Origin of the sequence: Brevundimonas sp. GCM10030266, from assembly GCF_042666595.1 — a bacterium.
GTDB lineage: Bacteria > Pseudomonadota > Alphaproteobacteria > Caulobacterales > Caulobacteraceae > Brevundimonas.
In genome coordinates this window covers 458,595-482,753 of the sequence record NZ_JBHTCY010000004.1, presented here as the reverse complement: position 1 = coordinate 482,753, position 24,159 = coordinate 458,595, and the positions used below count along the sequence as shown (strand labels likewise).

General features: G+C 68.7%; 28 protein-coding genes. 16 read left to right on the top strand and 12 right to left on the bottom strand.

From position 1 onward, the window contains the following. Nucleotides 1–70 precede the first annotated feature (70 nt). Both ACFQQC_RS14685 and ACFQQC_RS14680 read left to right on the top strand, forming a co-directional pair. Nucleotides 71–2,470, top strand: coding sequence for an ATP-binding protein (locus ACFQQC_RS14685; protein ID WP_376863201.1), 2,400 nt, complete (start codon nucleotides 71–73; stop codon nucleotides 2,468–2,470). Then, the gene (locus tag ACFQQC_RS14680; RefSeq protein WP_376863200.1) at nucleotides 2,470–3,042 is read left to right on the top strand and encodes a 2'-5' RNA ligase family protein; all 573 of its coding nucleotides are present in this window, start codon (nucleotides 2,470–2,472) and stop codon (nucleotides 3,040–3,042) included. The genes ACFQQC_RS14685 and ACFQQC_RS14680 overlap by 1 nt, the downstream gene beginning before the upstream one ends. Here the strand turns inward: ACFQQC_RS14680 and ACFQQC_RS14675 are convergent. Then, nucleotides 3,039–3,524 (bottom strand): VOC family protein, encoded by a 486-nt coding sequence (locus ACFQQC_RS14675; protein WP_376863199.1) that lies wholly within the window; start codon nucleotides 3,522–3,524, stop codon nucleotides 3,039–3,041. The two genes, ACFQQC_RS14680 and ACFQQC_RS14675, sit on opposite strands and share 4 nt — an antisense overlap. Nucleotides 3,525–3,592: 68 nt before the next feature. Between ACFQQC_RS14675 and ACFQQC_RS14670 the strand changes: the two genes are divergently transcribed. Continuing rightward, complete coding sequence (locus ACFQQC_RS14670) at nucleotides 3,593–3,940, top strand: arsenate reductase (RefSeq protein WP_376863198.1); 348 nt, start codon at nucleotides 3,593–3,595, stop codon at nucleotides 3,938–3,940. A gap of 113 nt (nucleotides 3,941–4,053) precedes the next feature. On the opposite strand, the gene ACFQQC_RS14665 is transcribed toward ACFQQC_RS14670, so the two are convergent. Both ACFQQC_RS14665 and ACFQQC_RS14660 read right to left on the bottom strand, forming a co-directional pair. Next, nucleotides 4,054–6,273 carry a glycoside hydrolase family 3 N-terminal domain-containing protein gene (locus ACFQQC_RS14665; RefSeq protein WP_376863197.1) on the bottom strand — a complete coding sequence of 740 codons (2,220 nt, stop codon included), beginning with the start codon at nucleotides 6,271–6,273 and terminating at the stop codon, nucleotides 4,054–4,056. A 146-nt stretch (nucleotides 6,274–6,419) separates the two neighbouring features. Beyond that, complete coding sequence (locus ACFQQC_RS14660) at nucleotides 6,420–6,659, bottom strand: DUF2188 domain-containing protein (RefSeq protein ID WP_376863196.1); 240 nt, start codon at nucleotides 6,657–6,659, stop codon at nucleotides 6,420–6,422. 229 nt (nucleotides 6,660–6,888) lie between these two features. Between ACFQQC_RS14660 and ACFQQC_RS14655 the strand changes: the two genes are divergently transcribed. Genes ACFQQC_RS14655 through ACFQQC_RS14645 form a run of 3 tightly spaced genes read left to right on the top strand, consistent with a single transcriptional unit; the run spans nucleotide 6,889 to nucleotide 8,179 of the window. Next, the gene (locus ACFQQC_RS14655; protein WP_376863194.1) at nucleotides 6,889–7,299 is read left to right on the top strand and encodes a hypothetical protein; all 411 of its coding nucleotides are present in this window, start codon (nucleotides 6,889–6,891) and stop codon (nucleotides 7,297–7,299) included. A 27-nt stretch (nucleotides 7,300–7,326) separates the two neighbouring features. After that, nucleotides 7,327–7,866, top strand: a complete 540-nt coding sequence (locus tag ACFQQC_RS14650; RefSeq protein WP_376863193.1) for an RNA polymerase sigma factor — start codon at nucleotides 7,327–7,329, stop codon at nucleotides 7,864–7,866. Then, nucleotides 7,856–8,179 (top strand): hypothetical protein, encoded by a 324-nt coding sequence (locus ACFQQC_RS14645; protein WP_376863192.1) that lies wholly within the window; start codon nucleotides 7,856–7,858, stop codon nucleotides 8,177–8,179. The genes ACFQQC_RS14650 and ACFQQC_RS14645 overlap by 11 nt, the downstream gene beginning before the upstream one ends. Here ACFQQC_RS14645 and ACFQQC_RS14640 read toward each other — a convergent pair. Continuing rightward, entirely contained in the window at nucleotides 8,143–8,949 is an 807-nt protein-coding gene (locus ACFQQC_RS14640) for an endonuclease/exonuclease/phosphatase family protein (protein ID WP_376863191.1), read from the bottom strand. The genes ACFQQC_RS14645 and ACFQQC_RS14640 overlap by 37 nt on opposite strands. A gap of 160 nt (nucleotides 8,950–9,109) precedes the next feature. Between ACFQQC_RS14640 and ACFQQC_RS14635 the strand changes: the two genes are divergently transcribed. The 8 genes from ACFQQC_RS14635 to ACFQQC_RS14600 all read left to right on the top strand — a co-directional run bounded on the left by ACFQQC_RS14635 (nucleotide 9,110) and on the right by ACFQQC_RS14600 (nucleotide 16,237). Next, on the top strand, nucleotides 9,110–9,487 hold the full coding sequence (locus ACFQQC_RS14635; protein ID WP_376863190.1) for a DUF6249 domain-containing protein: 378 nt from the start codon (nucleotides 9,110–9,112) through the stop codon (nucleotides 9,485–9,487). Between the two features lie 25 nt (nucleotides 9,488–9,512). After that, nucleotides 9,513–10,067 (top strand): RNA polymerase sigma factor, encoded by a 555-nt coding sequence (locus ACFQQC_RS14630; protein WP_376863189.1) that lies wholly within the window; start codon nucleotides 9,513–9,515, stop codon nucleotides 10,065–10,067. Continuing rightward, nucleotides 10,057–10,467 (top strand): hypothetical protein, encoded by a 411-nt coding sequence (locus ACFQQC_RS14625; RefSeq protein WP_376863187.1) that lies wholly within the window; start codon nucleotides 10,057–10,059, stop codon nucleotides 10,465–10,467. Before ACFQQC_RS14630 ends, ACFQQC_RS14625 begins: the two co-directional genes overlap by 11 nt. A gap of 57 nt (nucleotides 10,468–10,524) precedes the next feature. After that, entirely contained in the window at nucleotides 10,525–11,361 is an 837-nt protein-coding gene (gene panB / locus ACFQQC_RS14620; RefSeq protein WP_376863186.1) for a 3-methyl-2-oxobutanoate hydroxymethyltransferase, read from the top strand. 93 nt (nucleotides 11,362–11,454) lie between these two features. Next, nucleotides 11,455–12,234, top strand: a complete 780-nt coding sequence (locus ACFQQC_RS14615; RefSeq protein WP_376863185.1) for a tetratricopeptide repeat protein — start codon at nucleotides 11,455–11,457, stop codon at nucleotides 12,232–12,234. Nucleotides 12,235–12,257: 23 nt separating this feature from the next. Beyond that, nucleotides 12,258–13,676 (top strand): PQQ-binding-like beta-propeller repeat protein, encoded by a 1,419-nt coding sequence (locus tag ACFQQC_RS14610; RefSeq protein ID WP_376863184.1) that lies wholly within the window; start codon nucleotides 12,258–12,260, stop codon nucleotides 13,674–13,676. 32 nt (nucleotides 13,677–13,708) lie between these two features. Next, a complete protein-coding gene (der, locus tag ACFQQC_RS14605) occupies nucleotides 13,709–15,331 on the top strand; it encodes a ribosome biogenesis GTPase Der (RefSeq protein WP_376863183.1) in 1,623 nt (540 codons plus the stop codon). Continuing rightward, nucleotides 15,332–16,237 carry a DUF2071 domain-containing protein gene (locus ACFQQC_RS14600; protein ID WP_376863182.1) on the top strand — a complete coding sequence of 302 codons (906 nt, stop codon included), beginning with the start codon at nucleotides 15,332–15,334 and terminating at the stop codon, nucleotides 16,235–16,237. Here the strand turns inward: ACFQQC_RS14600 and ACFQQC_RS14595 are convergent. The 3 genes from ACFQQC_RS14595 to ACFQQC_RS14585 form a co-directional block, all read right to left on the bottom strand. Then, nucleotides 16,185–16,994, bottom strand: coding sequence for a LytTR family DNA-binding domain-containing protein (locus ACFQQC_RS14595; RefSeq protein ID WP_376863181.1), 810 nt, complete (start codon nucleotides 16,992–16,994; stop codon nucleotides 16,185–16,187). The two genes, ACFQQC_RS14600 and ACFQQC_RS14595, sit on opposite strands and share 53 nt — an antisense overlap. An 8-nt stretch (nucleotides 16,995–17,002) precedes the next feature. Next, nucleotides 17,003–17,674, bottom strand: a complete 672-nt coding sequence (locus ACFQQC_RS14590; RefSeq protein ID WP_376863180.1) for a hypothetical protein — start codon at nucleotides 17,672–17,674, stop codon at nucleotides 17,003–17,005. Nucleotides 17,675–17,747: 73 nt separating this feature from the next. Next, a complete protein-coding gene (locus ACFQQC_RS14585) occupies nucleotides 17,748–18,503 on the bottom strand; it encodes an SDR family NAD(P)-dependent oxidoreductase (protein ID WP_376863179.1) in 756 nt (251 codons plus the stop codon). 67 nt (nucleotides 18,504–18,570) lie between these two features. Here ACFQQC_RS14585 and ACFQQC_RS14580 point away from each other — a divergent pair, with 67 nt between their 5' ends. Continuing rightward, the gene (locus ACFQQC_RS14580; protein WP_376863178.1) at nucleotides 18,571–18,828 is read left to right on the top strand and encodes a CopG family ribbon-helix-helix protein; all 258 of its coding nucleotides are present in this window, start codon (nucleotides 18,571–18,573) and stop codon (nucleotides 18,826–18,828) included. After that, nucleotides 18,825–19,145, top strand: a complete 321-nt coding sequence (locus ACFQQC_RS14575; protein WP_376863177.1) for a type II toxin-antitoxin system RelE/ParE family toxin — start codon at nucleotides 18,825–18,827, stop codon at nucleotides 19,143–19,145. The genes ACFQQC_RS14580 and ACFQQC_RS14575 overlap by 4 nt, the downstream gene beginning before the upstream one ends. Here the strand turns inward: ACFQQC_RS14575 and ACFQQC_RS14570 are convergent. The 5 genes from ACFQQC_RS14570 to alr form a co-directional block, all read right to left on the bottom strand. Next, the gene (locus ACFQQC_RS14570) at nucleotides 19,139–19,483 is read right to left on the bottom strand and encodes a VOC family protein (protein WP_376863176.1); all 345 of its coding nucleotides are present in this window, start codon (nucleotides 19,481–19,483) and stop codon (nucleotides 19,139–19,141) included. The two genes, ACFQQC_RS14575 and ACFQQC_RS14570, sit on opposite strands and share 7 nt — an antisense overlap. 6 nt (nucleotides 19,484–19,489) lie before the next feature. Further along, nucleotides 19,490–21,004: an amidophosphoribosyltransferase gene (gene purF / locus ACFQQC_RS14565; protein ID WP_376863175.1), complete on the bottom strand. Its 1,515-nt coding sequence runs from the start codon at nucleotides 21,002–21,004 to the stop codon at nucleotides 19,490–19,492. A gap of 29 nt (nucleotides 21,005–21,033) precedes the next feature. Further along, nucleotides 21,034–21,630: a CvpA family protein gene (locus ACFQQC_RS14560; protein WP_376863174.1), complete on the bottom strand. Its 597-nt coding sequence runs from the start codon at nucleotides 21,628–21,630 to the stop codon at nucleotides 21,034–21,036. A 27-nt stretch (nucleotides 21,631–21,657) separates the two neighbouring features. Further along, entirely contained in the window at nucleotides 21,658–23,022 is a 1,365-nt protein-coding gene (gene radA, locus ACFQQC_RS14555) for a DNA repair protein RadA (protein ID WP_376863172.1), read from the bottom strand. Between the two features lie 77 nt (nucleotides 23,023–23,099). Continuing rightward, entirely contained in the window at nucleotides 23,100–24,137 is a 1,038-nt protein-coding gene (gene alr / locus ACFQQC_RS14550) for an alanine racemase (RefSeq protein ID WP_376863170.1), read from the bottom strand. Nucleotides 24,138–24,159 lie beyond the last annotated feature (22 nt).

Sequence of the window (24,159 nt, the reverse complement as noted above, 5' to 3'; positions counted from 1 at the left end):
GAGGCCTGTGTCGCTAACCAAACATCAGGACTGATGGGCTAGGGTTTTCGTGAGCCTGTAGAGAGTTCCGATGGACGAAGCCCAACGCCTTGCCACTGTCCGCTCACTGAGAGCCATCGGTGTTCCGCCGGCTCCGGCGATCGACGGCGCCGTGCGGCTTGCGTCCCAGCTGATGGACTGCCCCATCGCCCTGGTCACCCTGATCGAGGATGAGGTGCAGTGGTTCAAGGCCAGCCTGGGCGTGGACGGCTGCTCGACCTCACGGCAGGATTCCTTCTGCACCCATGCGCTCAGTCTGCAGGCCAATGCGGTGATGGTGGTCGAGGACGCGACGCGGGATCCGCGCTTCGTCGACAATCCGCTGGTCACCGGCGAGATGAACATCCGGTTCTACGCCGGGGCGCTGTTGACCGCGTCGGACGGGGCCAGTCTCGGCACCCTGTGCGTGATCGACACCCAGCCGAGGGCGCGGCCGGAGGAGGCGAAACTGGATCAGTTGCGCGATCTGGCTCGGCTGGTCGTCGCCGATCTGGAGCGCACGCGGGCGGATCGTCTGCGTCGCGAGAACGATCATATGCTGGCCATGGTGGAGGGCCTGTCCGGCGTTGGCCACTGGCGGGTCGACATGGTGGATCAGCAGGTGATCTGGTCTGACGAAGTCTATGCTATCCATGGCGTTACGCGGGACAACTTCGCTCCTACCTTCGAAGCGGCGGTAGACTTCTATCCCGAGTCGGATCGCGAAGTGCTGGCCAGGCACTGGGCCCGGACCATGGCGGGCGAGGGGCCGTTCTCGGTCGAGCTGTGCATCAACCGGGCGGACGGAAAGAAGCGGCGCGTCGTCGCCAAGGGGGCGGCGGAGCTGTCCTTCGACGGCCAGTCTCCGGCCCTGTTCGGCGTGTTCCAGGACGTCACCGACCAGCGCGAGGCGATGGCGGTGATGGAGCGCAGCCGCGGCCGTTACAAGCTGCTGGCGGACCACGCCGCCGACGTCATCGCGCGGGTGCAGCTGGACGGCTCGTCCAACTACATCTCTCCGGCGGTCGAGCGGTTGCTGGGCTGGACCCCGGCCGAGATGGCCGGGCGATCGGCGGCGTCGTTCGTCCATCCCGACGATCGGGCCCGATTGATGGAGACCTTCGCCGAGATGGGGCAGGGGCGCGGCTCGGCGACCTTGGAGCACCGCCTGCTGCACCGCGACGGTCGGGCGGTCTGGGGCGAGACCCGGATGCGGCTGATCCGCGATGACAACGGCCGCCCGGTCGAGACCGTGGTGGTCATTCGCGACATCTCCCGCCGCAAGGCGCTGGAGGTCCAGCTGATGCAGGCGCGGGCCGAGGCGGAGGCCTCCGCGACGGTGAAGGCCGACTTCCTGGCCAATATGAGCCACGAGCTGCGCACTCCGCTGACCAGCATCATAGGCTTCACCGGTCTGGCGCTGGGGCAGGACCTGCCGGACACGGCGCGCAACTTCATCGGCAGGGTCGACAATGCGGGCCGGGCGCTGCTGTGCACGGTCAATGACATCCTCGACTTCTCCAAGCTGGAAGCCGGGCAGGTGGCGATCCGGCCGCAGCCGATGGACATGGAGACGCTGGCGACGGCGACGCTGGAGCTGTTCACGCCTCAGGCGGGGGCCAAGGATCTGGGCCTGACGCTGGACGCGGACGCCGGTCTGCCGACGCTGGTCGCCGACCCGGACCGCCTGCGCCAGATCATGCTGAACCTCGTCGGCAATGCGGTGAAATTCACCGGTCAGGGCGGGGTGCGGCTGGAAGTGCGCTGGAACCCCGCCAACGAGCGGCTGCGGGTGGCGGTGCACGACACTGGCGACGGCATTCCGCAGGACAAGCTGGACCGGCTGTTCCGCCGCTTCTCACAGGTGGACGGGGCGCAGAACAAGACCACAGGCGGCACCGGCCTGGGGCTGGCCATCTGCAAGGGTCTGGTCGAGGCCATGGACGGCGTGATCGGCGCGAACAGCGTCGAAGGGCAGGGCAGCGTCTTCTGGTTCGAGATCCCCGCGTCCCGCGCCGAGCAGGAAGAGGCGCCGGCGGGCACCCCGATGGCGGCGGCCGAGGTCGGCGGCCTGCGGGTGCTGGTGGCGGACGATCACCCGGCCAACCGCGAACTGGCGCGCGCCTTCCTGAGCGGCATGGGCGCCGAGGTCGAGGATGCGGCGGACGGGCTGGCGGCGGTCCGGCAGGCCAATGAGACGGCCTATGACGTCATCCTGATGGATATGCGGATGCCCGGCATGGGCGGGCGCGAGGCGCTGAAGGCGATCCGCGCCGGGACGGGCCCCAATCGGGACACGCCCATCCTGGCCTATACGGCCGACGCGGGCGAAGGGCTGGAGGCGGACCTGATCCGTGACGGCTTCTGCGGGGCGGTGTCCAAACCGGTGGCGGCGGAAGCGCTGATCCACGCCGTGTCCGAGGCCTTGCACTCCAGCGATTTGGCGGCCTGATGCAGGACCTTCTCGACTTCGGCCAGCCACAGACCATCGAACGCCTGTTCGTCGGCCTGATGCTGCCCGCGGCGCAGGCCGAGCAGGCCGCGGAGGTGCGTCGACGGTCGAAGGATCTGTACGGCCTGAACGGCGGAGAAGTGCGGACGGATCGCCTGCACGTCACCCTGATCCACGTAGGCGATTATGCGGGCAGCATCCGGGCCGATGTGGCGGCCGAGGTGTCGGCGGTGATCGAGGAGATGGAGCGTCCGTCCTTCGTGGTGTCGTTCGATCGGGTCGGCAGTTTCGGCGGCGCGCCGGGCAAGCACCCGCATGTGCTGCTGGGCGACGAGGGGCTGGCGGCGCTGAAGGCCTGGCGGCGTGAGCTGTGGGACGCCATCCACCGCCGGCTGAAGAAGACGCTGTCCAACCCGCAGTTCAATCCGCACGTGACCCTGTTGTACGGCGATGCGCGTCTGCCGGAGCGGGCCGTGGCGCCGATCTCCTGGCGGGCGACCGAGGTCGAGCTGATCCACAGCGAGGTGGGGCGCTCGGCTTATCACACGCTGGGACGCTGGCCGCTGGGCTAGCCTCTGGCGGCCGCCTCGAGGGCGGCGACGTTGAGCCGTTTCATCTGCATCATCGCGTTGAAGACCCGCAGCCTCACATCGGGCGAGCCGTTGGACAGAAGCTCGGTCAGGACATTCGGCACGATCTGCCAGGACAGGCCGTAGCGATCCTTGACCCAGCCGCACTGTTCCGCCTCCGGAACCGCCGACAGGGCCTCGGTGAGGCGATCGACCTCGGCCTGATCGGCGCAGTCGACCTGCAGCGAGACCGCCTCGTTGAATTTGAACTCCGGCCCGCCGTTAAGCGCGGTGTAGGGGCTGCCGGCGAGGGTGAACTCCACCAGGATGACATCGCCCGCCTTGCCGGCGGGATAGTCGCCCGGCGCGGTCTGGATCTCGTCGATCCGCGAATCCGGCAGCAGGGAGACGTAGAAGCGGGCGGCCTCCTCGGCCTCGGTCTCGAACCACAGGCAGGGAATGATCTTCTGGCGCGGGGCGGTCATCGGAGCTCCGGGGTTGCGGCCTTGTCTGGCGTGCGGCAGACCCGCCTCAAACGCATGAGGCCCCCACGATGATCCCCACCCTCTACGGCATTCCCAACTGCGACACGGTCAAGAAGGCGCGCGTCTGGCTGGACCAGCACGGGCAGGCCTATGCCTTCCATGACTACAAGAAGGCCGGGATCGACCGGGAGACGCTGGCGAGCTGGGTGGCGACGCACGGCTGGGAGATCGTGCTGAACCGCGCGGGCACGACGTTCAAGGCCCTGCCGCCCGAGGACAAGGCCGACCTGACGGCGGACAAGGCCATCGGCCTGATGCTGGCCAATCCGTCGATGATCAAGCGTCCGGTGCTGGACGTCGACGGCCGCACGACCGTGGGCTTCAAGCCCGATATCTATGCGGCCGTCTTCGGCTGAGGAGACCATTTTTGCTTCAGGTCGGAACGACCTGAATCCAAAAAATGGTCCATCATCAAACTGGAGCGAAATCTGAGCCGGTTTGGACTGCGTCCAACCCGACCGATTTCGCTCTAGACCAGGGTAAACTGGGCCGCCTGACCCGACTGGGCGTCGGGCGCCAGCCACACGTCGAACAGGCCCGGCTCGACGGTCGGCTGCAGGTCGCGGCCGAGGAACAGCAGGTCGGCGTGCTTCAGCGGCATCGACACCTCGATGCTGCCGCCTGCCGGCACCTCGACCCGCTTGAAGGCCTTCATCAGGCGAACCGGCTGGGTGACCGAGGCGGCGCGATCGCGGATGTAGAGCTGCACCACTTCCGAGGCGTCGCGCTCGCCGCCGTTGGTCAGGGTGACCGAGACGGTCAGCTCATCCGCCGCCGTCATGGTCTGCGACGACACCATGGTCGGGCCATAGGCGATCGGCGCATAGGTCAGGCCGTGGCCGAACGGATAGAGAGCCGCATGCGGCACCTCCCGGAATTTCGAGGTGAACTCCCGGTCGGTCGGCTGGGACGGCCGGCCGGTCGACTTGTGCGCGTAGTAGAAGGGCGACTGGCCCGAGCGGAACGGGAAGCTGACCGGCAGGCGGCCGGTCGGGGCGTGGTCGCCGAACAGGACGTCGGCGATGGCGTTGCCGCTTTCCGAGCCCAGGAACCAGGTGACGAGGATCGACTGGGCGCCCTGGACCACCTCGGCCAGCTCCATGCCGCGGCCGTTGCGCAGCAGGACGACGACCGGCTTGCCGGTGGCCGCGACGGCCTCGGCCAGCGCCAGTTGCGGGGCCGGGATGCCGATGTCGACGCGCGACTTGGATTCGGCCGACATCTCGCTGGATTCGCCGATGGCCAGCAGGACCACGTCGGCGTCGGCGGCGGCCAGGACGGCGGCCTCGATCCCGCCATTGATCGGGGCCTCGACGTCCGAGCCCTTGACCACGGTCAGGTGGGCGTCGTCGCCCAGCGCGTTGCGCAGGCCTTCCTCCAGCGAGACGGCCAGCGCCATGTCCTTGAACACCGACCAGGGACCGAAGATATCGGTCTTGTCGGCGCCGAACGGGCCGATCAGGGCGATGCGCTTGCCGGTCTTCGGCAGCGGCAGCAGGTCGTTCTCGTTCTTCAGCAGGACGATCGACTTGCGACCGGCCTCACGGGCCAGGTTCAGGTGTTCACGGCTGCCCGTGACGCGCTGTTCGATGCGAACGTCGGCGCCGCGGTAGGGATTGTCGAACAGGCCCAGGGCGGCCTTGGTCATCAGCACCCGGCGCACGGCCTGGTCGACGCGCTCGATCGGCACGTCGCCCGACTGGACCAGTTCGGGGATGTGCTTGAGGTAGAGGCCGCTCTTCATCGACATGTCGACGCCGGCCATCAGGGCCAGACGCGCGGCGTCACGGCCGTCGGCGGCGTAGCCGTGGGCGACCAGTTCCTGCTCCGAGGTGTAGTCAGACACGACGAAGCCGTTGAACTGCCACTCGCCGTGCAGGATGTCGGTCAGCAGCCATTTGTTGCCGCTGGTCGGCACGCCGTTCAGGTCGTTGAAGGCGCTCATCACCGACAGGGCGCCGGCGTCGAAGGCGGCCTTGAACGGCGGCAGATAGACCGAGCGCAGCATCAGCTCGCTCATGTCGGTGGAATTGTAGTCCATGCCCGCTTCGGCGGCGCCGTAGGCGGCGAAATGCTTGGGCGTGGCGACCAGCGACGACCAGTGGCTCAGGTCATCGCCCTGGAAGCCCTTGGTCCGCGCGACCGCGAACAGGTTGTTGAGCAGCACGTCCTCGCCGGCGCCCTCGACCACGCGGCCCCAGCGCTGGTCGCGGGCCACGTCGACCATGGGGGCGTAGGTCTGGTGCACGCCCGCGGCGCCGCCTTCGACCGCCGCAGCGCGCGCGGTGCGCTCGGCCAGGTCCAGATCCCAGCTGGCGGCCTCGCCCAGCGGAACCGGGAAGGTGGTCTTCAGGCCGTGAACGATGTCGGCAGCGAACAGCAGGGGAATGCCCAGCCGGCTTTCCTTGATCGCCATGTCCTGGACATAGCGTGTCGAGCCGGCGCCGACGCCGTTGAACAGGGCGCCGATGCGGCCCGCGCGGATGTCCGCGGCGGTCTGGGCCTGATCCGAATCGAAGGTGTCGCCGGGGTTGATCCCCTCCGGACGCCACCGGAACGGGTCGTTCATCAGGTTCAGCTGACCGGCCTTCTCCTCGATCGTCATACGAGCGATCAGGGCGTCGACACGCGACAGATTTTCCCGGGTCTGCGCGGCGGCGATCCGGGGAGCCATCATCATTGCAGCCATAAGGGCGCCTCCTGCAAGCAGTCGTCTACGGGAAGGGGCTGAACTGCGTAATTGCTGCATGTAACCGGTTCCACTGAAGTCGGGGCACGACTAGCGGTCACGGCTCAAGAAGCCTAGCCCGAAACGATCAAAACCGGTTGCGGCAATCAGCCCTCGACGGTCGTGTCCGGCCGATCGTGCCCGTCGGCGCGCTCCGTGACCCACTTTCCGTTGGTGTCTTCCCACTCGATCCAGGCGTCCTCGTCCGAGACCTTCTGTTCGCGCGAGGCGGCGACAGCGGCGGCGCGGGCGGCGTCGTGGCTGGGGAAGGTTTCCGAGAAGGTGTCGCCCAGCTTGTAGGCCCAGCCTCCGTCATGCTCGACGATTCGGTAGGTGATCTGAACCATGATGTGGCTCCGGCAAAGGGGAGGGACTGGTCGCAGCCGTTGCGACAGCGACGCGGTTGCCGACTCGTACGCCGTGGAAGGCCGTTCGGCTAGCGGGCCTTGCGAGCTTCGGCGCGCGGCGTGAACCTGCCGGTGGAAAATCATCCGGTCCCGCATCCAATCCGACGGGCGGCGCCGACTACAGGATGAAAGCGCGGGGGATGGCCTCCGCCGGTCAGGGGCGACGACGATGGACACTCTCTTCTATCAGTTCTGGTGGCTGATCTTCCCGATCGGGTTCGGGATCATGGGCGCCTACAACAGCTATCTCGGCTACCGCCGCCAGCGGGACGCCCTGAACCTGATCAAGACCTATGCGGAAAAGGGGCAGGAGCCGCCGGAAGCGCTGTTGAAGGTGCTGCAGCGGCCGCTGGATGACGACGGCTGGAGCGGCGGAGCATCGGGACACCGGCAGCCGACAAACTACTGGTCGCTGTTCGGCCTGTTCACGGCGCTGAGCGCCGGCTTCCTCGGCTCGCGGTTCGTCATCGGCGGTCTGGACGACGGCGCCGTGGTCGCCTTCAGCATCGTCGGCTTCGTCATGGGCGCGGTGGCCGTCTGGGCCCTGATCTGCGCCCTGACCACCCGCCGGGACCGGTGAGGCGCCGGCTCGGGGGGAGACCGGATCGTGCTGGGGGAGCTGACAGACGCCGAACTGGTGCGCCGCGCGCTCGCCGGTTCGGACGTGGCCTTCTCGCGGCTGGTGGAGCGCCATCAGGCGGCGGTGCGTGGCTTCGTGCGCCGCTTTCTGGGCAGCGGCTGGGCCGAGGCGGACGATGTGGCCCAGGACGCCTTTCTGGCGGCCTGGGGCTCGCTGCGGACGCTCAAGGATCCGGCGGGGGTTCGGGCCTGGGTCTGCGGCATCGCCTGGCGCAAGGCGCAGGACCGGATCAGGGGCTCGCGGCGCGGCGCGGCCCGGGACGCCGGCTGGATGGAGACGGTCGAGGCCCCGACCGGCATCGCGCCGGAAGAGAAGCTGGCGCTGCAGGCGGCCATGGCGGAGCTGCCGACGGATGTCCGGGCCTGCGTCGCCCTGTGCCTCGCCGACGGCTGGTCGCACGGCGAGGCGGCGGAGGCGCTGGGCTTGCCTCTGGGCACGGTGAAGTCCCATGTTGCCCGGGGACGGGCGCGCCTGCTGAAAGCGCTCGGAGGATCCGATGACGCCTGAACAGAAACTCGCCGCCCTGTTCGCCGCCGAGGCTCCGCCCCGGCGCGACTATGCGTTCGAGGTCAGGGTGGCCGAGCGGGTCGCGCGCCGGCGCGCCTGGCTGGCCGTCGCCGCCATGCTGCCCTGGCTCGTGGTCAGCGGCATTGTCCTGTGGGCGCTCAATCCGTTGCTGGAGACGCTGGCGCGGGACCTGGCCCTGCTGATCACGCCGGTCGCCTTCGTCGCGGTGCCGGGGGCGGTCGCCGGGGGAACCGGCCTGTGGCTGATCGGCCTGCTTCAGCGCAGGGTCAGGGTGGCGGCGACGCCGAAATGATCTGACGGATATTCTCCGGCCGTCGGGGTCGCGCCGATCAGGGTCGCCGGTCCCGCCGCGAAACGCGCCCGCTCGGCGAAGATATGGTCGATGACCCGCTCCGGATGCCCCTTGGCGGGATTGAGCGTCGTCGGGACCGCGCCGCGGGGCAGGGCGCTGATGAAGCGCTCGCCGGTCAGGACGTTCAGTCCCGCATCCTCCTGCACCGCATTGAAGTCGCCCATGACGACGAGCGGCGTCCCGTCCGACGGCAGCCAGTTCAGCAGGTCGGCGATCTGGCGCGCGCGCACCGCCTGGGCGTCTTCCTGCCAGGCCAGATGGGTGTTGACCACATCCACCGGCTGACCCGCGACCTCGACCCGCACCCGCACCGCCGTCCGGTAGTCGTCCAGCGGCTCCAGTTTCGTCGAATCATGCGCCAGCACCGGCAGGCGGGTCAGGATGGCGTTGCCGTATCGCCGGGGCGCGTCTTCCGGATCGGTGGAGACAAAATGCATCGTATAGCCGCCCAAGGCGTCGGCCAGGGTCCGCGCCTGGTTGGGCAGGCCGACGGCGGCGTCTTCCAGCACTTCCTGCAGGGCGATGACATCGGCGTCAGCGGCGCGCACGGCCTCGACCAGCAGCGGCTCGCGCGCGGCCCAGTCGCCCATGTTGTGCCAGATGTTGAAGGTCAGCAGCCGCAGCGCGCGGGGCGGGGTTTGCGGCAGGCTCGCGCAGGCCGTCAGCGGCATCACGGTCAGGCCGGCGAGCAGGGTGCGGCGGTCCAGCATGGCGGGGCTTCCTTTGTCTGGTCGTCTCCATAACGCGCGGCCGGCGCCTTACGAAAGTTTCACGCTCCGGTTCGCATCCGCAGGGCCCGGTCGCCGCCTCTTGTCGTCAGAAGGCCGGGGCGTCAGGCTCCGGTTGAACACGATCCGAAAGGTCACTCACATGGAATGGGGTCTTCTCGTCCCGCTCTCGCCCTTCATCATGATCATCGCCGTCGTCGGCTTCCAGACGTGGCAGAAGATCAAGGCGCAGAAGGAGATGCAGCAAACGCTGCGCGCCGCGATCGACAAGGGCCAGCCGTTGCCCACCGACGTCATCGAATCGATGAGCGCCTCGATCCACCGTCCGCCGTCGGCCAACCGGGACATGCGACTGGGGGTCATCCTGCTGGCGGTCTCGGCTGGCGTGGCCCTGTGCGGCGCGGCCTTCTCCTATTTCGCCGAAGAGGCGCTCTACGCCTTCCTCGCCTTCGCCGCGATCCCCGCGACGGTCGGCGTGGCCTTCCTCGGCCTGAGCGCCTTCAACAAGAACAAGGACTGAGGCGGGCAGGGACGGGGAAACCATCATGGCCCAACCCTTGGTCGATCGGCACGATGTCGAGCTCGCCGCCTCCGCGGCGGCGGGCGGACGTCGGGAGTTCGGCGAGCTGGTGCGCCGCCACGGCTCGGCCGTGCGCGCCCTGCTGCGCCGGATGGGCGCCCAGCCGGCGCTGGCGGACGACATCGCCCAGGACGCCTTCATCCAGGCGTTCGAGCGCTGCGCGGAGTTCCGGGGAGACGGAACCTTCGCGGCCTGGGTGAAGCGGATCGCGGCGCGCCTCTATATCAAGCGGGTGGCGAAGGAAGCCCGCTACGTGGCTGAAGTTGAAACCGAAGAGGTCGTCGCGGCGCCCGATCCGGGCGGGCTGATGGACCTTGATGAAGCCCTCAAGGGGCTGAGCGAGACGGAGCGGCTCTGCGTCTCCCTGTGCCACGGCGCGGGGATGGCCCATCCGGAGATCGCCACGGCCCTGAATTTGCCACTCGGCACGGTGAAATCTCATGTCAAACGTGGTCTCGATAAACTCCGCGCGCGGCTCCAGCCCGCTGAAACCCTGGGGAGAACGCAGCATGTCAGCTGATGAGTTCGATCCGGCGATCGAGCGCCTGTTCGCCCGAACGCCGCCCACGCCCGACGCGCCCCTGTTCACGGCGGAAGTCGAAAGCCGCCTGCAGCGGGGATCGCGCATCCGCTGGGCCGTCCTCGGTCTGGCCGGAGCGGTCGGCGGCGCCGTCGCGGTCCGTGAAGTGGTCACCATCCGCCTCACCGAGGATCCCGGCGAGCCCGCCGCTGTCGTGGGGCACGGCCTGGAGGCGGCGTCCGTCAACGCCCAGACGGCCCTGCAGGGCGGGCTGGACAGGCTGGGCGTCGGTTCGTTGGACCTGTCGTCCATGGGCGGAATGCAGATGGTCACCGTGGTCGGCGGCGCCCTGATCGCGATCGCGGCGATGGCCCTGTTCCGGCTGTCCCAGGAAGTGTGACGTGACGGTGAGGCTCCGGCGGCCTATCTAGGCGGCTTCCAGAACCGGAGCCTCCTCATGTCCAGCCAGAAGCAGGAAACTGTTCGTCGTCTCGCCGCTCCCGATATCCGGGCGCGCAAGGGCGGGGAGCCGCTGGTCTGCCTGACCGCCTATGACGCCCCGACCGCCGAGATTCTCGACGCCCACTGTGACCTGCTGCTGGTCGGCGACAGCGTCGGCATGGCGGTGCACGGCCTGCCTAACACCGTCGGCGTCACGCTGGAGATGATGATCCTGCACGGGCAGGCGGTGATGCGCGGCTCGAAGCGGGCCATGGTGGTCATCGACATGCCCTTCGGCACCTACGAAGGCGCCAAGGAGGTTGCTTACGAGAACTGCGCCCGGGTCATGAAGGAAACCGGCGCGCAGGGGGTCAAGCTGGAGAGCGGCCCGACCGTGGCCGAGACCATCGCCTATCTGGTCCAGCGCGGCATTCCGGTCATGGGGCACGTCGGCCTGCGCCCGCAGGCGGTGCTGACGGACGGCGCCTTCAAGGCCAAGGGGCGGACCGAGGAAGAGCGCCTGCGCGTCATCGCCGAGGCCGAGGCCACAGCCGACGCCGGCGCCTTCGCGGTGGTCATCGAGGGCGTGGCCGAGGGACTGGCGCGCGAGATCACCGAGGCCATCGACAAGCCGACGGTGGGCATCGGCGCCTCCGCCGCCTGCGACGGCCAGATCCTCGTGGTCCACGACATGCTGGGAATGTTCGACTGGACGCCCAAATTCGTGCGCCGCTACGCGGATCTGCGGGGGGAGATGGATCGCGCCATCGCCAGCTACGCCGCGGACGTCCGGAGCCGCCGTTTTCCTGCCGAAGTCGAGACCTACTTCTCGAAAAAGCCCGCCACGCAGTAAAGCCTGCGTTGCGGGGGCGGGGCTGACCTACTAGGGTCCGGCCGGATTGAAATTAAACGGCTCTGATCGCCGTGCGCTGGGGGCGATTGTTCCGTGTCTGATGTCTTCGAACAGGTCGAGGAGGAGCTTCGCTCCGAACGCTACAAGCGTCTCGCCCGTACCTGGCTGCCCGTTCTCGGCGGTCTTCTGCTGGTCGCCCTGATCGCCGCCCTGTCGTGGTGGGGCTGGCAGTCCTGGCAGACGTCCAAGGCCGACAAGGCGTCGATCGCCTATGAGCGTGGCCTCGAATCGCTGGACCAGAACAACGCCGTCGGCGCGGACGCCGCCTTCGCCCAGGCCGCCAAGGAAGGCAACGGCGCCTACAAGTCGCTGGCCCTGCAACAGCGCGCCGGCATCGCCCTGACGGCCGGTCGTGACGCAGAAGCCCTGACCTTCCTCGATGAGGCCGCCAAGGCGTCGCGCGATCCGCGACTGTCGGACGTCGCCGGTTACAAGGCGCTGCTGCTGGCGATCGAAGTCGAGACCATGGAGCAGATCCAGGCCCGCGCCGACGCCCTGAGCGGTGATGATCGCCCGTTCCGCATCTATGCGCAGGAGGCCCTGGCCTTCGCCATGCTGCAGCACGGCAAGGCGAACGAGGCCCGGGACATCCTGACCGTGATCAAGAGCGATCTGGACACGCCGCAGGCCGTGACCACCCGCGCCCAGCTGGCGCTGGATGCGATCGATTCGGGCAGCGCCGCCAACCTGCAGGCGATCCAGCGCCAGATGGCCGCCGCTCCCGCCCAGGCCGCGCCCGAGGCGCCCGCCGCCCCCCAAACCGCTCCGCAGGCGCCGGCCGCCCAGCCGCCCGCCGCTCCGGCCCGCCCGTGATTTCGGCCTCCAGGACGTTCGCCATGAACCGTGTGCTCAAAGTCGCCCTGCTGTGCGGGCTCGCCGTCACCGTCGCCTCGTGCGGCACCGTCCGTCGCGCCCTGCCGTTCGGCCTGGGCGGAGGGGATGAACCCGCTGCCACCGCCACGGCGGGCGAGCGGATTTCGGTGCTGGAGTTCGAACAACAGCTGGCGCCGTCGGCGGCGCTGTCGGGCCGTGACTTCTTCCTGCCGGGACCGCAGGCCGCCGTCGCCTGGACCCAGCCGGGCGGAACCGCCGAGAACGCCGTTGAGCATGTGATCGCCGGAGCGGACTTCACTGTCGCCTGGCGTCGGGACGTCGGAGCCGGCTCCAGCCGTACGCGTCAGGTGATGGCGCCGATCGTCGCCGATGGCGGTCGCGTCTTCGTGCTGGACGGCGAGGCCACTGTCTCGGCCGTTGACGCCGCCTCGGGCGCGACGACCTGGAAGACCAACATCAAGCCGGAAGAGCGCGAGGGGCGTCGCCGCTTCTTCGGCCTCGTCGGCGGCTCCTCGACGGGCGGCGGCTTCGGCGGCGGCGTCGCCGTGGGCGGCGGCAAGGTCTACGTGGCCTCGGGCTACCGCACCGTGACCGCCCTGGATCAGGCCACGGGCGCTGTCCTGTGGACCACGCCGGTCGACGTGCCCATCCACGGCGCGCCGACCTTCGCCGGCGGCCGCGTCTTCGTCGTGGACGTCGAGAACCAGATGTTCGCGTTCAACGCCAACACGGGCCAGCAGGAATGGTCCTATCGCGGCATTCCGGAGCCGGCCCGCCTTCTGCGCGCCTCCAGCCCCGCCGTGACGGGCGACACGGTCATCGCCCCGTTCTCGTCCGGTGAGGTCGTCGCCCTGCGCTCCGCCACCGGCCAGGCGCTGTGGAATCAGGTGCTGTCGCGCACCAGCCGCACCAACGCCCTGTCGGAAATCCGTGACATCGCCGGTCGTCCGGTCGTCAGCCGCGGCATCGTCTATGCCGTCGGTCACTCGGGCGTCCTGCAGGCCATGGACGTCCGTTCGGGCCAGGCCAGGTGGCAGCTGCCCATCGCCGGCGTGAATGCGCCGCTGCCGGTGGGCGACGTGGTCTATGTCGTGTCCAAGGACGGTGAACTGACGGTCGTCAACCGCGACACCGGCCAGGTCTACTGGACGCGCGACCTCAACGAAGGCCGCACCCGCCAGGAAGGCGGCTTCCTGGGCTTCTGGGATCGCACCGTGACCCCGGAATGGTCGGGACCGCTGCTGGCGTCCAACCGTCTGCTGCTGACCAACTCGGACGGCGAACTGGTCGCCTTCGATCCGAAGACCGGAACCCAGACCGCCAGCGTCCGTCTGGGCGGCCCCGCCTTCATCGCTCCCGCCGCCTACAACGGCGCGATCTATGTGCTCACCGACAAGGGTGATCTGGTCAGCATTCGCTGACGGAATCCCTCGAACTGCGTTAGAAGGCCGACATGGCTCTGAAGATCGCCATCGTCGGCCGTCCCAATGTGGGCAAGTCGACCCTGTTCAACCGCCTCGTCGGCAAGCGCCTCGCGCTGGTCGATGACCGGCCGGGCGTGACCCGGGACCGTCGCTATGCCGACGGCAACATCGGCGACATGGACCTGACGCTGATCGACACGGCGGGCTACGAGGACGTCACCGACGAAAGCCTCGAGGCCCGGATGCGCGAGCAGACCGAGGCGGCCATCGAGGACGCCGAAGTCATCATGTTCATGATGGACGCGCGCGAGGGCGTGACCGCCCTGGATCGCATCTTCGCCGACCGCCTGCGCAAGGTGCACAAGCCGATCATCCTGCTGGCCAACAAGTCCGAGAGCCGCGAAAGCGGCGGCGGCGTGGGCGAGGCCCATGCGCTGGGCTTCGGCGAGCCGGTGGCCATCTCCGCCGAGCACGGCGAAGGCATGGCGGACCTGTACCAGGCCATCCTCGCCGCCTCGGCCGACATCTTCATCGAAGAGGTCGAGGAGGCGGACAAGCCGATCCGCATCGCCGTCATCGGCCGTCCGAACGCGGGCAAGTCGACGCTGGTCAACCGCCTGCTGGGCGAGGACCGCCTGCTGGTCGGGCCGGAGGCGGGCATCACGCGCGACTCCATCTCGGTCGACTGGGAGTACGAAGGCCGCGCCATCCGCTTCGTCGACACCGCCGGCATGCGCCGCAAGGCGCGGGTGCAGGAGAAGCTGGAGAAGCTGTCCGTCGCCGACACCATCCGGGCCATCACCTTCGCCGAGGTGGTCATCCTGATGATGGACAAGGACAACGCCTTCGACATCCAGGACCTGCAACTGGCCGATCTGGTCGAGCGGGAAGGGCGGGCGCTGATCTATGTCGCGTCCAAGTGGGATCTGGAGGAAGAGCCCCAGTCCCGCATGGCCAAGCTGAAGACCATGGCCGAGGACAAGCTGCCCCAGCTGAAGGGCACGCCGTTCGTGGCTTTGTCGTCCCACTCGGGCCGGGGCGTCGAGCGCCTGATGCCCGCCGTGCTCAAGGCCTATGACACCTGGTCGGTCAAGGTGAAGACCAAGGACCTGAACACCTGGCTGTCCATGGCGACCCAGCGGCACCCGCCGCCCGCCGTCGACGGCAAGCGCATCAAGCCCAAATACATCGCCCAGACCAAGGCCCGTCCTCCCACCTTCGTGTTGATGGCCAACCGCGCCGAGGCGATGCCGGACCACTACAAGCGCTATCTGGTCAACTCGATCCGCGAGAGCTTCGACCTGCCGGGCACGCCCATCCGCCTGACGGTCAAGTCCAGCGGCGTGAACCCCTATGCCGAGGGCGGCGCCAAGTCGGGTCCGGAACGCTACAAGGGCGACGCCAAGACCGCGCCGCGCCGCGTGAAGAAGGCCAAGGAGGCCGAGGAGCGGCTGTCCAACCTGCCCGGCAAGGCGCTGGAGCAGAAGAAGACCCGCAAGCACCAGCCCAAGATCGTCTCGGGCGTGAAGGCCAGCTCGTCCAAGAAGGCCGGCTCCTCCATCGCCGTCCAGAAGGGCGCGCGCGGCGGGGCCCGTCAGGTCTCCCGCTCGGGCCGCATCCGCACCGGGCAAAAGGGCGGCGCGAAGAAGTAGGTGACGGTCGGGGGGCTGGTCAGTCGCTATCAGTCGCCCGGTCGGGGGCTTTTGGCCCGGATCGAGAACGCAATAGCCAATTGCGAGACCTTGAGGACGGTAAGACGGGCAACCCTGTCGCGCCTGCCGTTTCCTGTTCTGGCCAGCGATGTCCGGTCGGTTCTCTACGCCAACTGGCTGATCCCCGTCGAAGCCGTGGCCGGATGGGTCCCCGAAGGCGTCGAGCTGGAAACGTTCGACGACAAGGTCGTGCTCACCGTCCTTTCCTATCGACATGGAAGTTTCGGGCCCGCCTTTCTGGGGCCGTTGCGGCGGATGTTTCCTTCGCCGCGTCAGAGCAATTGGCGTCTGTATGTCCGCCGGGTTCATGGCCGGACACCGGAGCGGGCCACAGTCCTGTTCCTGGGCAACGTCTTCGATAGCGCCCTCTACGCGTTGGGCGTCCGGCTGGTTAGTGACGTCATGCTGTCCCACCGGGCAGGACGCTTTGATCTGGAGGATACGGAAGAGCGTATCCGCCTCTCGATCACCGGGCCGGGCAGCGCTCCGGAGCTGTCGCTTGCAGCCGTCCGAACTGCGAACGGCAGGCTGCCGGCTGCGTTCGAGGCGGCCTTCGGGGGCTGGGGGCGGGCGATGGGCGCCTTGACGCTACAGGATACGGCGATTGCGCCGCTGGTCGGTGGCGAAGGTCTGGCGTCCGCTGATATAGACCTGCCGATCGCGCTCGAGAGCATCGTTCCCTTGACCCTGACTCACTTCGAGCCGGGGGCGGCATTGACGGCGTTCGGCGCGACTGAGCCGCCGTTCTGCTTCCTTGTGCCGGAGGTGCCGTTCCGGGTGTTGGGCGAGCGGATTATCCGGCGGTCTTCAGCCGCGCCAGCAGCCCGTCCCGATAGGACCGGCTGACCACCAGCTCGGCCCCGCTGTCCAGCGTCAGCCGCCAGGCGCCGTCGGACAGCGGTTTGAGCGCCCGCACCCTTGCGAGGTTCACCAGCGTCGAGCGGTGACTACGGGCGAAGCCGTGGGGCGTCAGGCGGGCCTCCAGCGTTTGCAGGGTCTCGCGCAGCAGGCCCTCGCGGTCGCGCCAGTGGACGACGACGTAGTTGGCCGCAGAGGCGATCCATTCGACATCGGCCAGATCGACCGGAACCCGGCCCTGACCCACGCTGACCATCAGCCTCTCGCTGGACGGCGCCGGCGTCCGGCGGGCCTCGGCGAGGGCGGTGGACAGGGCGTCCATCTCGGCCTTCTGGCGGATCGCGCGACGCCAGTGGGCCGCCGCCAGCCCCGCCGCGCACAGGGCGGTCCACAGCAGCAGGGCGACCGGCAGGCGGTCGATGAGGCGGGCGGCGATCTCAGCGGCGCTCCAGTGCGCGCCCCGGAAGACCCGATCCACGGCGGTGGAGGCCCAGGCCGACAGCAGGATCACCGGCGGAGACAGGGCGGCCAGAACACCTATCGCCCGCCACTCGGCGCCGAACCGCCTCAACACCCGCCAGACCAGCAGGCCGCTGACCGCCGTCGGGGCATAGAGCAGGGCGGCCCAGATCAGCGAGGTCGCGAACTCCGCCCCGTGGTCCCGGCGCAGGAACCAGGACGCCGACAGGATCGTCGCCCCATAGCTGTAGGCCGCGAACAGGCCGAGCCCGACGCCGAAGGACATCCGCCGCATCAGGCCGCCACGCCCCGCCGCCGCTTCTGGACGATCAGCCCGGCGATCCAGATCAGGGTCAGGGCCTGGAACACCAGTGTCGGCCAAAGCGCGCTCCAGGGGGCGGGAAGGAACTGAAGGAAGTTGCCGGAGAAGGCGCTCAGCACCGCCGAGTAGGCGCCGACCATTTTCCACAGATGCTCATACCGCCACAACTCGGGACTGAAGGGCCAGTCGGTCGGGCGCAGGAACCGCCAGACGTCCCACAGCCCCATGCTCAGGGTCCCGTAGACCAGCGCCATCGAGATCGCCGCCGGGCCGACGTTGCGGCCGGTCACGACCTGCCACAGCACAAACAGGCCCACGCCCGCGATCCCCAGCGTGACCAGCCAGTCGAACGCCCTGGCCCGGTCGGCGCGTCTCAGGTCCGGCCGCTTGCGCCCCAGCACCCGCAGCCCCGAGAACAGGGTCAGGGTGGCCGAGGCCGACAGGGCCAGCAGATAGGAGTTCATCTTCAGGATCGTCATGGCCCAGGCCGCGGCCAGCAGGACGGACATGCAGACGGCGAAGATCCGACCGCTCAGCCGATGGGCGCGGCCGCCCTTGCGGGTGAGGATCGGGAGTCCCCCGATCAGGACGGCGCCGAAGCCGGTGACGATGTGAAGGGCGAGGAGGAGGGGATAGATGGACATGCCGCGATCACGGCCGTTTCCATCACCTCAACTCAACGCCCGGGGGACGGGATGCGGCCCCCGGGGACGAACGTCAGACCAGCGCGCTCGCCTGCGGCCCCGCGTTCCATTCCTTGAAGCTGACCGTCAGGGGCGGGGTCAGGTCCGGGCGGGCCAGTTCGACGATCAGCGGGCCGATAGCCGAGGGATGGATGTTCTGCTGCGGATCTTCGCCCGGATAGGCCTGGGCGCGCATGGCGGTGCGCATCCGGCCCGGATCGAGGATCGACACGCGGATCGACATCGACTCGGTTTCGTCGGCCCAGCATTTCATCAGCGCCTCGGCGCCCGCCTTGGTCGCCGCATAGGCGCCCCAGAAGGCGCGCGGGACGGTGGCGACGCTGGTGGTCAGGTGGATCACCCGGGCGGCGTCCGACGACTTCAGCAGCGGCTCCAGCGAGCGGATCAGGCGATAGACGGCGGTGAAGTTGGTCTTCTCGATCTTGGCGAAGCCGCGCGGGTCGGCGTTCGAGACCGGGGTCAGGCCCTCGGCGCCCATGGTGGCGGCGGCGTTGACCCAGATGTCCAGCTTGCCGAACCGCTCGTACAGGGCCCCGCCCATGCGATCGATGGCGCCGCCGTCCACCAGATCGAACGGGATCAGGGTGGCGTGCTGGCCGGTGGCGGCGAAGATGGCGTCGTCCAGTTCTTCCAGCCCTCCTGTGGTTCGCGCCGTGGCGATCACGTGCGCGCCGGCCCTGGCCAGCGCCAGCGCGCTCTCATAGCCGATGCCGCGCGAGGCCCCGACGACGAGGGCGATACGGTCTTTCAGGGGAAGGTCGGAAGTCATGGCGGCGTCGTAGGTCTGGCAGGGCGAGGGGTCAATGTGTTACATTGTGTTCTCGTTGGAGATCGAGATGGCCAAGACCGCGACGCTCAATCTGCGTGTCAGCGAAGAGCTGAAGTCGAAGCTTGGCCAGTTCGCGGAGCGGACGCAGAGAACGCCCTCCGCCGTCGCCGAGCGAGCCATGGAAGCCTTCCTCGACCGTGAGATGGAAATGCTCGAAGCCATCGAGCAATCCCGCGAGGATTTCAGCGAAGGCCGGACCGTCTCCCATGAGGATGCGATGGCCCGCATCCGCGCGACCATCGACGAGCGCAGATCAAAGGCGTGAGGGCCGTCCGCTGGTCCGAAACGGCGCTGACCCAGTTCGAGGCCGCCATCGCCTACCTCGCCGAAAGAAACGTGACGGCGGCGGATCATCTGGCGGATCGGCTGGAAGAGACCGTCGCGGCTTTGGCCAAACGTCCCATCGGTCGCCCCGGCTATCGCGACGGCACCTATGAGAAGTCCGTCCTGAAGACCCCGTACCTCATCGTCTATTCGCTATTCGGCGGGCCGGACGGGGAGCTCTGGATCCACCGGGTCTTCCATACGGCGCAGGACTGGACGGGCTGGGCTCCGTATCCGGATGAAGACGCTCATCAATAGCCCTTCGCGGGCTTCCACAGGCTGAAGCTGACGCCCTGGTCATCCGAGACCACGACGCCTCGTCCCGAGGGGCTGTCGGACGGGATGGCCGCCTTGCCGCCCAGCTCGACCACGCGGGCGCACAGGGCGTCGACGTCCTCGACCCGGAAATACAGGTGGCTGAAGTCCTTCACCCGCTCGACCTTGGTCAGACCAAAGGGCGGATCGCTGTCCACGACATGGGCGTAGGTCGCGCTCGACGCCGCGTCGTCGAACCGCCAGCCGAACAGGGCGCCGTAGAAGGCCTTGGCCTTCTGGATATCGAGGGTGTCGAGGGTGAAGTAGCCGAGCTGGACCATAGGTCCTTAAGCGCTCACCAGCAGCGAAAGTTGCCGGGTGTTGTCCTCGCGGCCGCCTTCCTCGATTTCACGGTCCAGCAGGCGGGTCGGATAGTCGCCCGTGAAATAGTGGTCCGTGAACTGCGGATTGACGCTGTCGCGGGCGCCGGCTTCCATGGCGCCGTACAGGCCGTCGACCGACAGGAAGCCGAGCGAGTCGACTTCCAGATAGGCGCGCATCTCCTCCAGCGTCTTGTTGGCGGCGATCAGCTGGTCTCGCTCGGGCATGTCGATGCCGTAGAAGTCCGGGTACAGGATCGGCGGCGAGGCCGAGCGCAGGTGGACCTCCTTGGCGCCGGCGGCGCGTACGGCGCGCACCAGCTTCACCGAGGTGGTGCCGCGCACGATCGAATCGTCGATCAGCACCACGCGCTTGCCGGCCAGGACCGACTTGTTCGGGCTGTGCTTCATGCGCACGCCCTTCTGACGGGCGCCTTGGCTGGGCTGGATGAAGGTGCGGCCCAGATAGTGGCTGCGGATGATGCCCATTTCGTAGGGAATGCCGCTTTCCTGCGCATAGCCCAGCGCGGCGGGCACGCCCGAATCCGGCACCGGCACGACCACGTCGGCCTCGATCGGAAACTCGCGGGCCAGACCCTGGCCCATGCGCTTGCGGACCTCATAGACGGACTTGCCGTTCACGACGCTGTCGGGACGGGCGAAGTAGACATATTCGAACAGGCAGGGACGGGCCGCCTTGACCGGGAAGGGCTTGATTGAGCGCAGGCCCTCGTGATCGATCACGATGACCTCGCCGTGCTCGACGTCACGTTCGAAGGTCGCGCCGATGGTGTCCAGCGCGCAGGTCTCGGACGCCAGCACCCAGGCCTCGCCCAGACGGCCCAGCACCAGCGGACGGATGCCCAGCGGGTCACGGGCGCCGATCATCTTGGAACGGGTCTGGCAGACCAGGGCGTAGCCGCCCTCGATGCGGCCCAGCGCATCGATGAAGCGATCGACGATCTTGGCCTTCCGGCTGCGGGCGATCAGGTGGAGGATCACCTCGGAGTCCGAGGTCGACTGGAAGATGGCGCCTTCCGAGACCAGCTGGCTGTGCAGGTATTTGAAGTTGGTCAGGTTGCCGTTGTGGGCGATGGCGATGCCGCCCTGGTCCAGATCGGCGAACATCGGCTGGATGTTGCGCAGGAAGCTGCCGCCGGCGGTGGAGTAGCGGGTGTGGCCCACGGCCGCCGATCCCGGCATGCGCTCCGCCAGATTGGCGCCGCCGAACGCGTCGCCGACCAGGCCCATGTGGCGCTCGGTGTGGAAGCGGGCCTCGTGGACGCTGGCGATGCCGCAGGCTTCCTGTCCGCGGTGCTGCAGGGCGTGCAGGCCCAGCGCGACGACGGAGGAGGCTTCGTCTTGATCCGCGCCCCAGACGCCGCAGACCCCGCATTCCAGACGCGGACGGTCGTCGTCGGCGTCACGATGGTGCTCCCGATGGACGATCGGGGCGGCGATGGAATGGTCGAGGCGGCTCATCGTGGGGCTCCGATGAAGCAGGGGGAAGTCTAGCGGGCGGCGGACGCGGGCGAAGTATTGTTTGTTTCGGGCGAGGGCAAGGCTTCTTCTTCGGAAAACCCTTGGCTCACGGACGAAGATACGACGGGGGTCAGGGCGTCCACGCCCTTGCCGATGCCCGGCAGGATGATCTGGATGGCCCGCGCGGCCCCGGCGGTCAGCGGACGCACAGCCGCCTCGCTCAGCCAGTTCGGGGTGCGCTCGCCCGGCATGGCGGCCACGATGACCAGATGGATCGCGCCCAGCAGCACCAGACCGCGCGTCGCGCCGACGATAATGCCGACGACCCGGTCCACCCCGCCCAGATGCGGATGCGCCTGCGCCTTCTTCGACAGGATGGAGCCGAAGATGCGGATGCCGAAATAGATCAGCAGGAAGGACAGGATGGCGGCGAAGATGGTCCCGGCCCAGTCGGGATTGACCAGCATCCGGCCCAGCGGGGCGGTCAGGGGCAGGGCGACCAGGGCGACGAAGGCCGCCAGCACGAAGCTGAGCAGGGTGATGATCTCACGCGTCCCGCCGCGCACCCAGCCGGCGGCGGCCGAGGCGATCAGAACCAGAATGGCGACGACGTCAAAACCGTTCATGCGCGCTCGAAACCCCGACGTTCAGCTTCAATAGCGGTTTTGCGAGATTCGTTCGACGGCTTCGCCGAGGCGGCTGATGCCGGTGATCTTCACGCCCTTGTCCTTGACGGTCAGCACCGGGGAGAGGGCCTGGTCGAAGCCCAGCTTCTGCGCCTCGCGCAGCCGCGCCTCCGCCCGGCCCACCGCGCGCAACTCGCCGGACAGGCTGATCTCACCGAAGACGACGCAGCCCTGCGGCAGGGGCATGTCCATGGCCGAGCTGATCAGGGCCGCCGCCGCCGCCAGATCGGCCGCCGGCTCATTGATGCGCAGGCCGCCCGCGACGTTCAGGTAGACATCCTGATCGCCGAAGCTGATGCCGCAACGGGCCTCCAGAACCGCCAGCACCATGGCCAGACGGCCCGTGTCCCAGCCGACGACCGCGCGACGTGGCGTGCCATAGGCGGACTTGGACACCAGGGCCTGCATCTCGACCAGCACCGGGCGCGAGCCTTCGATGCCGGCGAAGACCGCCGCGCCGGGCGCCCGGTCCTTGCCCTCGCCAAGGAAGAGGGCGGACGGGTTGCTGACCTCGCGCAGGCCGCTGTCGCCCATCTCGAACACGCCGATCTCGTCGGTGGCGCCGAAGCGGTTCTTGCCGGCGCGGAGGATGCGGAAGGGATAACCCCGCTCGCCCTCGAAGCTGAGGACCGCATCGACCATGTGCTCGACCACGCGGGGACCGGCGACCTGGCCGTCCTTGGTGACGTGGCCGACCAGAACCACGGCGGGGCCGCCGGACTTGGCCAGCCGCACCATTTCGCTGGCGCAGGCGCGGACCTGGGTGACCGAGCCGGGGCCGGCCTCATGCACGTCGGACCACAGGGTCTGGATCGAATCGACGATGACGATGTCGAAGGTCTCGCGCTTCAGGGTGCCGAGGATGTCGCGCAGGGCCGTGGCCGAGGCCAGTTCGACCGGGGCCTTCTCGAAGCCCATGCGGCGGGCGCGCGAGCGGATCTGCTCCACCGCCTCCTCCCCGGAGATATAGGCGACGCGGCGACCGGCGAGGGCGGCCTTTGCGGCCACCTCCAGCAGCAGGGTCGACTTGCCGACGCCGGGATCGCCGGACAGCAGCAGGGCCGAGCCCGGCACCACGCCGCCGCCGCAGACCCGGTCGAATTCGGCCACCCCGGTGATGATGCGCGGCGGCTCGGGCGTGTCGGACTGCAGGGTCTCGAACTGCAGGCCTTTCGCGCGGCTGGTCGCGGCGGGCTTCAGCGCGCCGGGCGGGGCCGAGCGGCTCTCCTCGACGATGGAGTTCCATTGGCCGCAGGCGCTGCACTGCCCGGACCATTTGCCGTGCACCGCCCCGCAGGACTGACAGACGTAGATTGAGCTATCCTTGGCCATGACGCTGGCTTAGCGCAGGCGGAGCCGTTCGGGCAGGGGGACTGCTCGGGCATACGTCCAAAAATGACGCATGGGCGTCAGCCGACGTAGAGGCGCGGGACCCTGAGGGTGATCGAGGTCAGCAGCTCATAGCTGATGGTGCCTGCCGCCGCCGCCGCGTCGTCCAGCAGGCGGTTGGCGCCGTACAGCTCGACCTTGTCGCCGACCGACACATCCAGATCGCCGATGTCCACCGCGCAGACGTCCATCGACACCCGTCCGACGATGGGGCGCAGGGCGCCGCCGACGAAGACCTGTCCCTTGGGGCTGTAGCTGCGCAGCAGGCCGTCCGCGTAGCCGGCGGCGCAGGTGGCGATCCGCGTCGGGCCGATGGCGTGGAAGCCGCGCGAATAGCCGACCGTCTCCCCCGCCGGCACGTCGCGCACCTGCAGCACCTCGGCCTCCAGGGTGACGACGGCGCGGATGCGCGGGTCAGGACGGCCTTCCGGCCCGCCGCCGTACAGGCAGATGCCCGGGCGCAGGGCGTCGAAGGCGTAGTCGGGCCCCAGGAAGACGCCACCGGAGTTGGCGAAGGAGCGGGTCACGCCCGGATAGCGTTGCGCCGCTGCCGCGAAGGCGTCGCGCTGGCGGGCGTTCATCGGCTCGGTCGGATCGTCGGAACAGGCGAGGTGGCTCATCACCAGTCCCAGACCGTCGAACGGCTCCGGCGCATCCTCAAGGCGGAAGCCCAGCCGGTTCATCCCGGTGTCGATCTGCAGACCGCAGGGGCCGCCGTCCGCCGCCCGCCACTCGGCCAACTGGGCCGGGGTGTTCAGCACGGGGCTCAGGTTCGCCGCGATCAACCGTTGCGCATGGCCGGTCAGGCAGCCGTCCAGCACATGGATGACCGGCTCGGGGCCGAGCGCGCTGCGCAGGGCCTCGCCCTCGGCGGTGCGGGCGACGAAGAAGGTCCGCGCGCCCTCGGCCATCAGGCGCGAGGCGCAGGCGATGGCGCCCAGACCATAGCTGTCGGCCTTGACCACCGGATGCACGGGCGCGCCGCCCACGGCCTGGAGGGTGTGGAAGTTCGCGGCGAGCGCGTTCAGGTCGATGGTCAGCGTGGCCGGGGAGGGCATCCGCTCATCTAGAAGCAGCGCC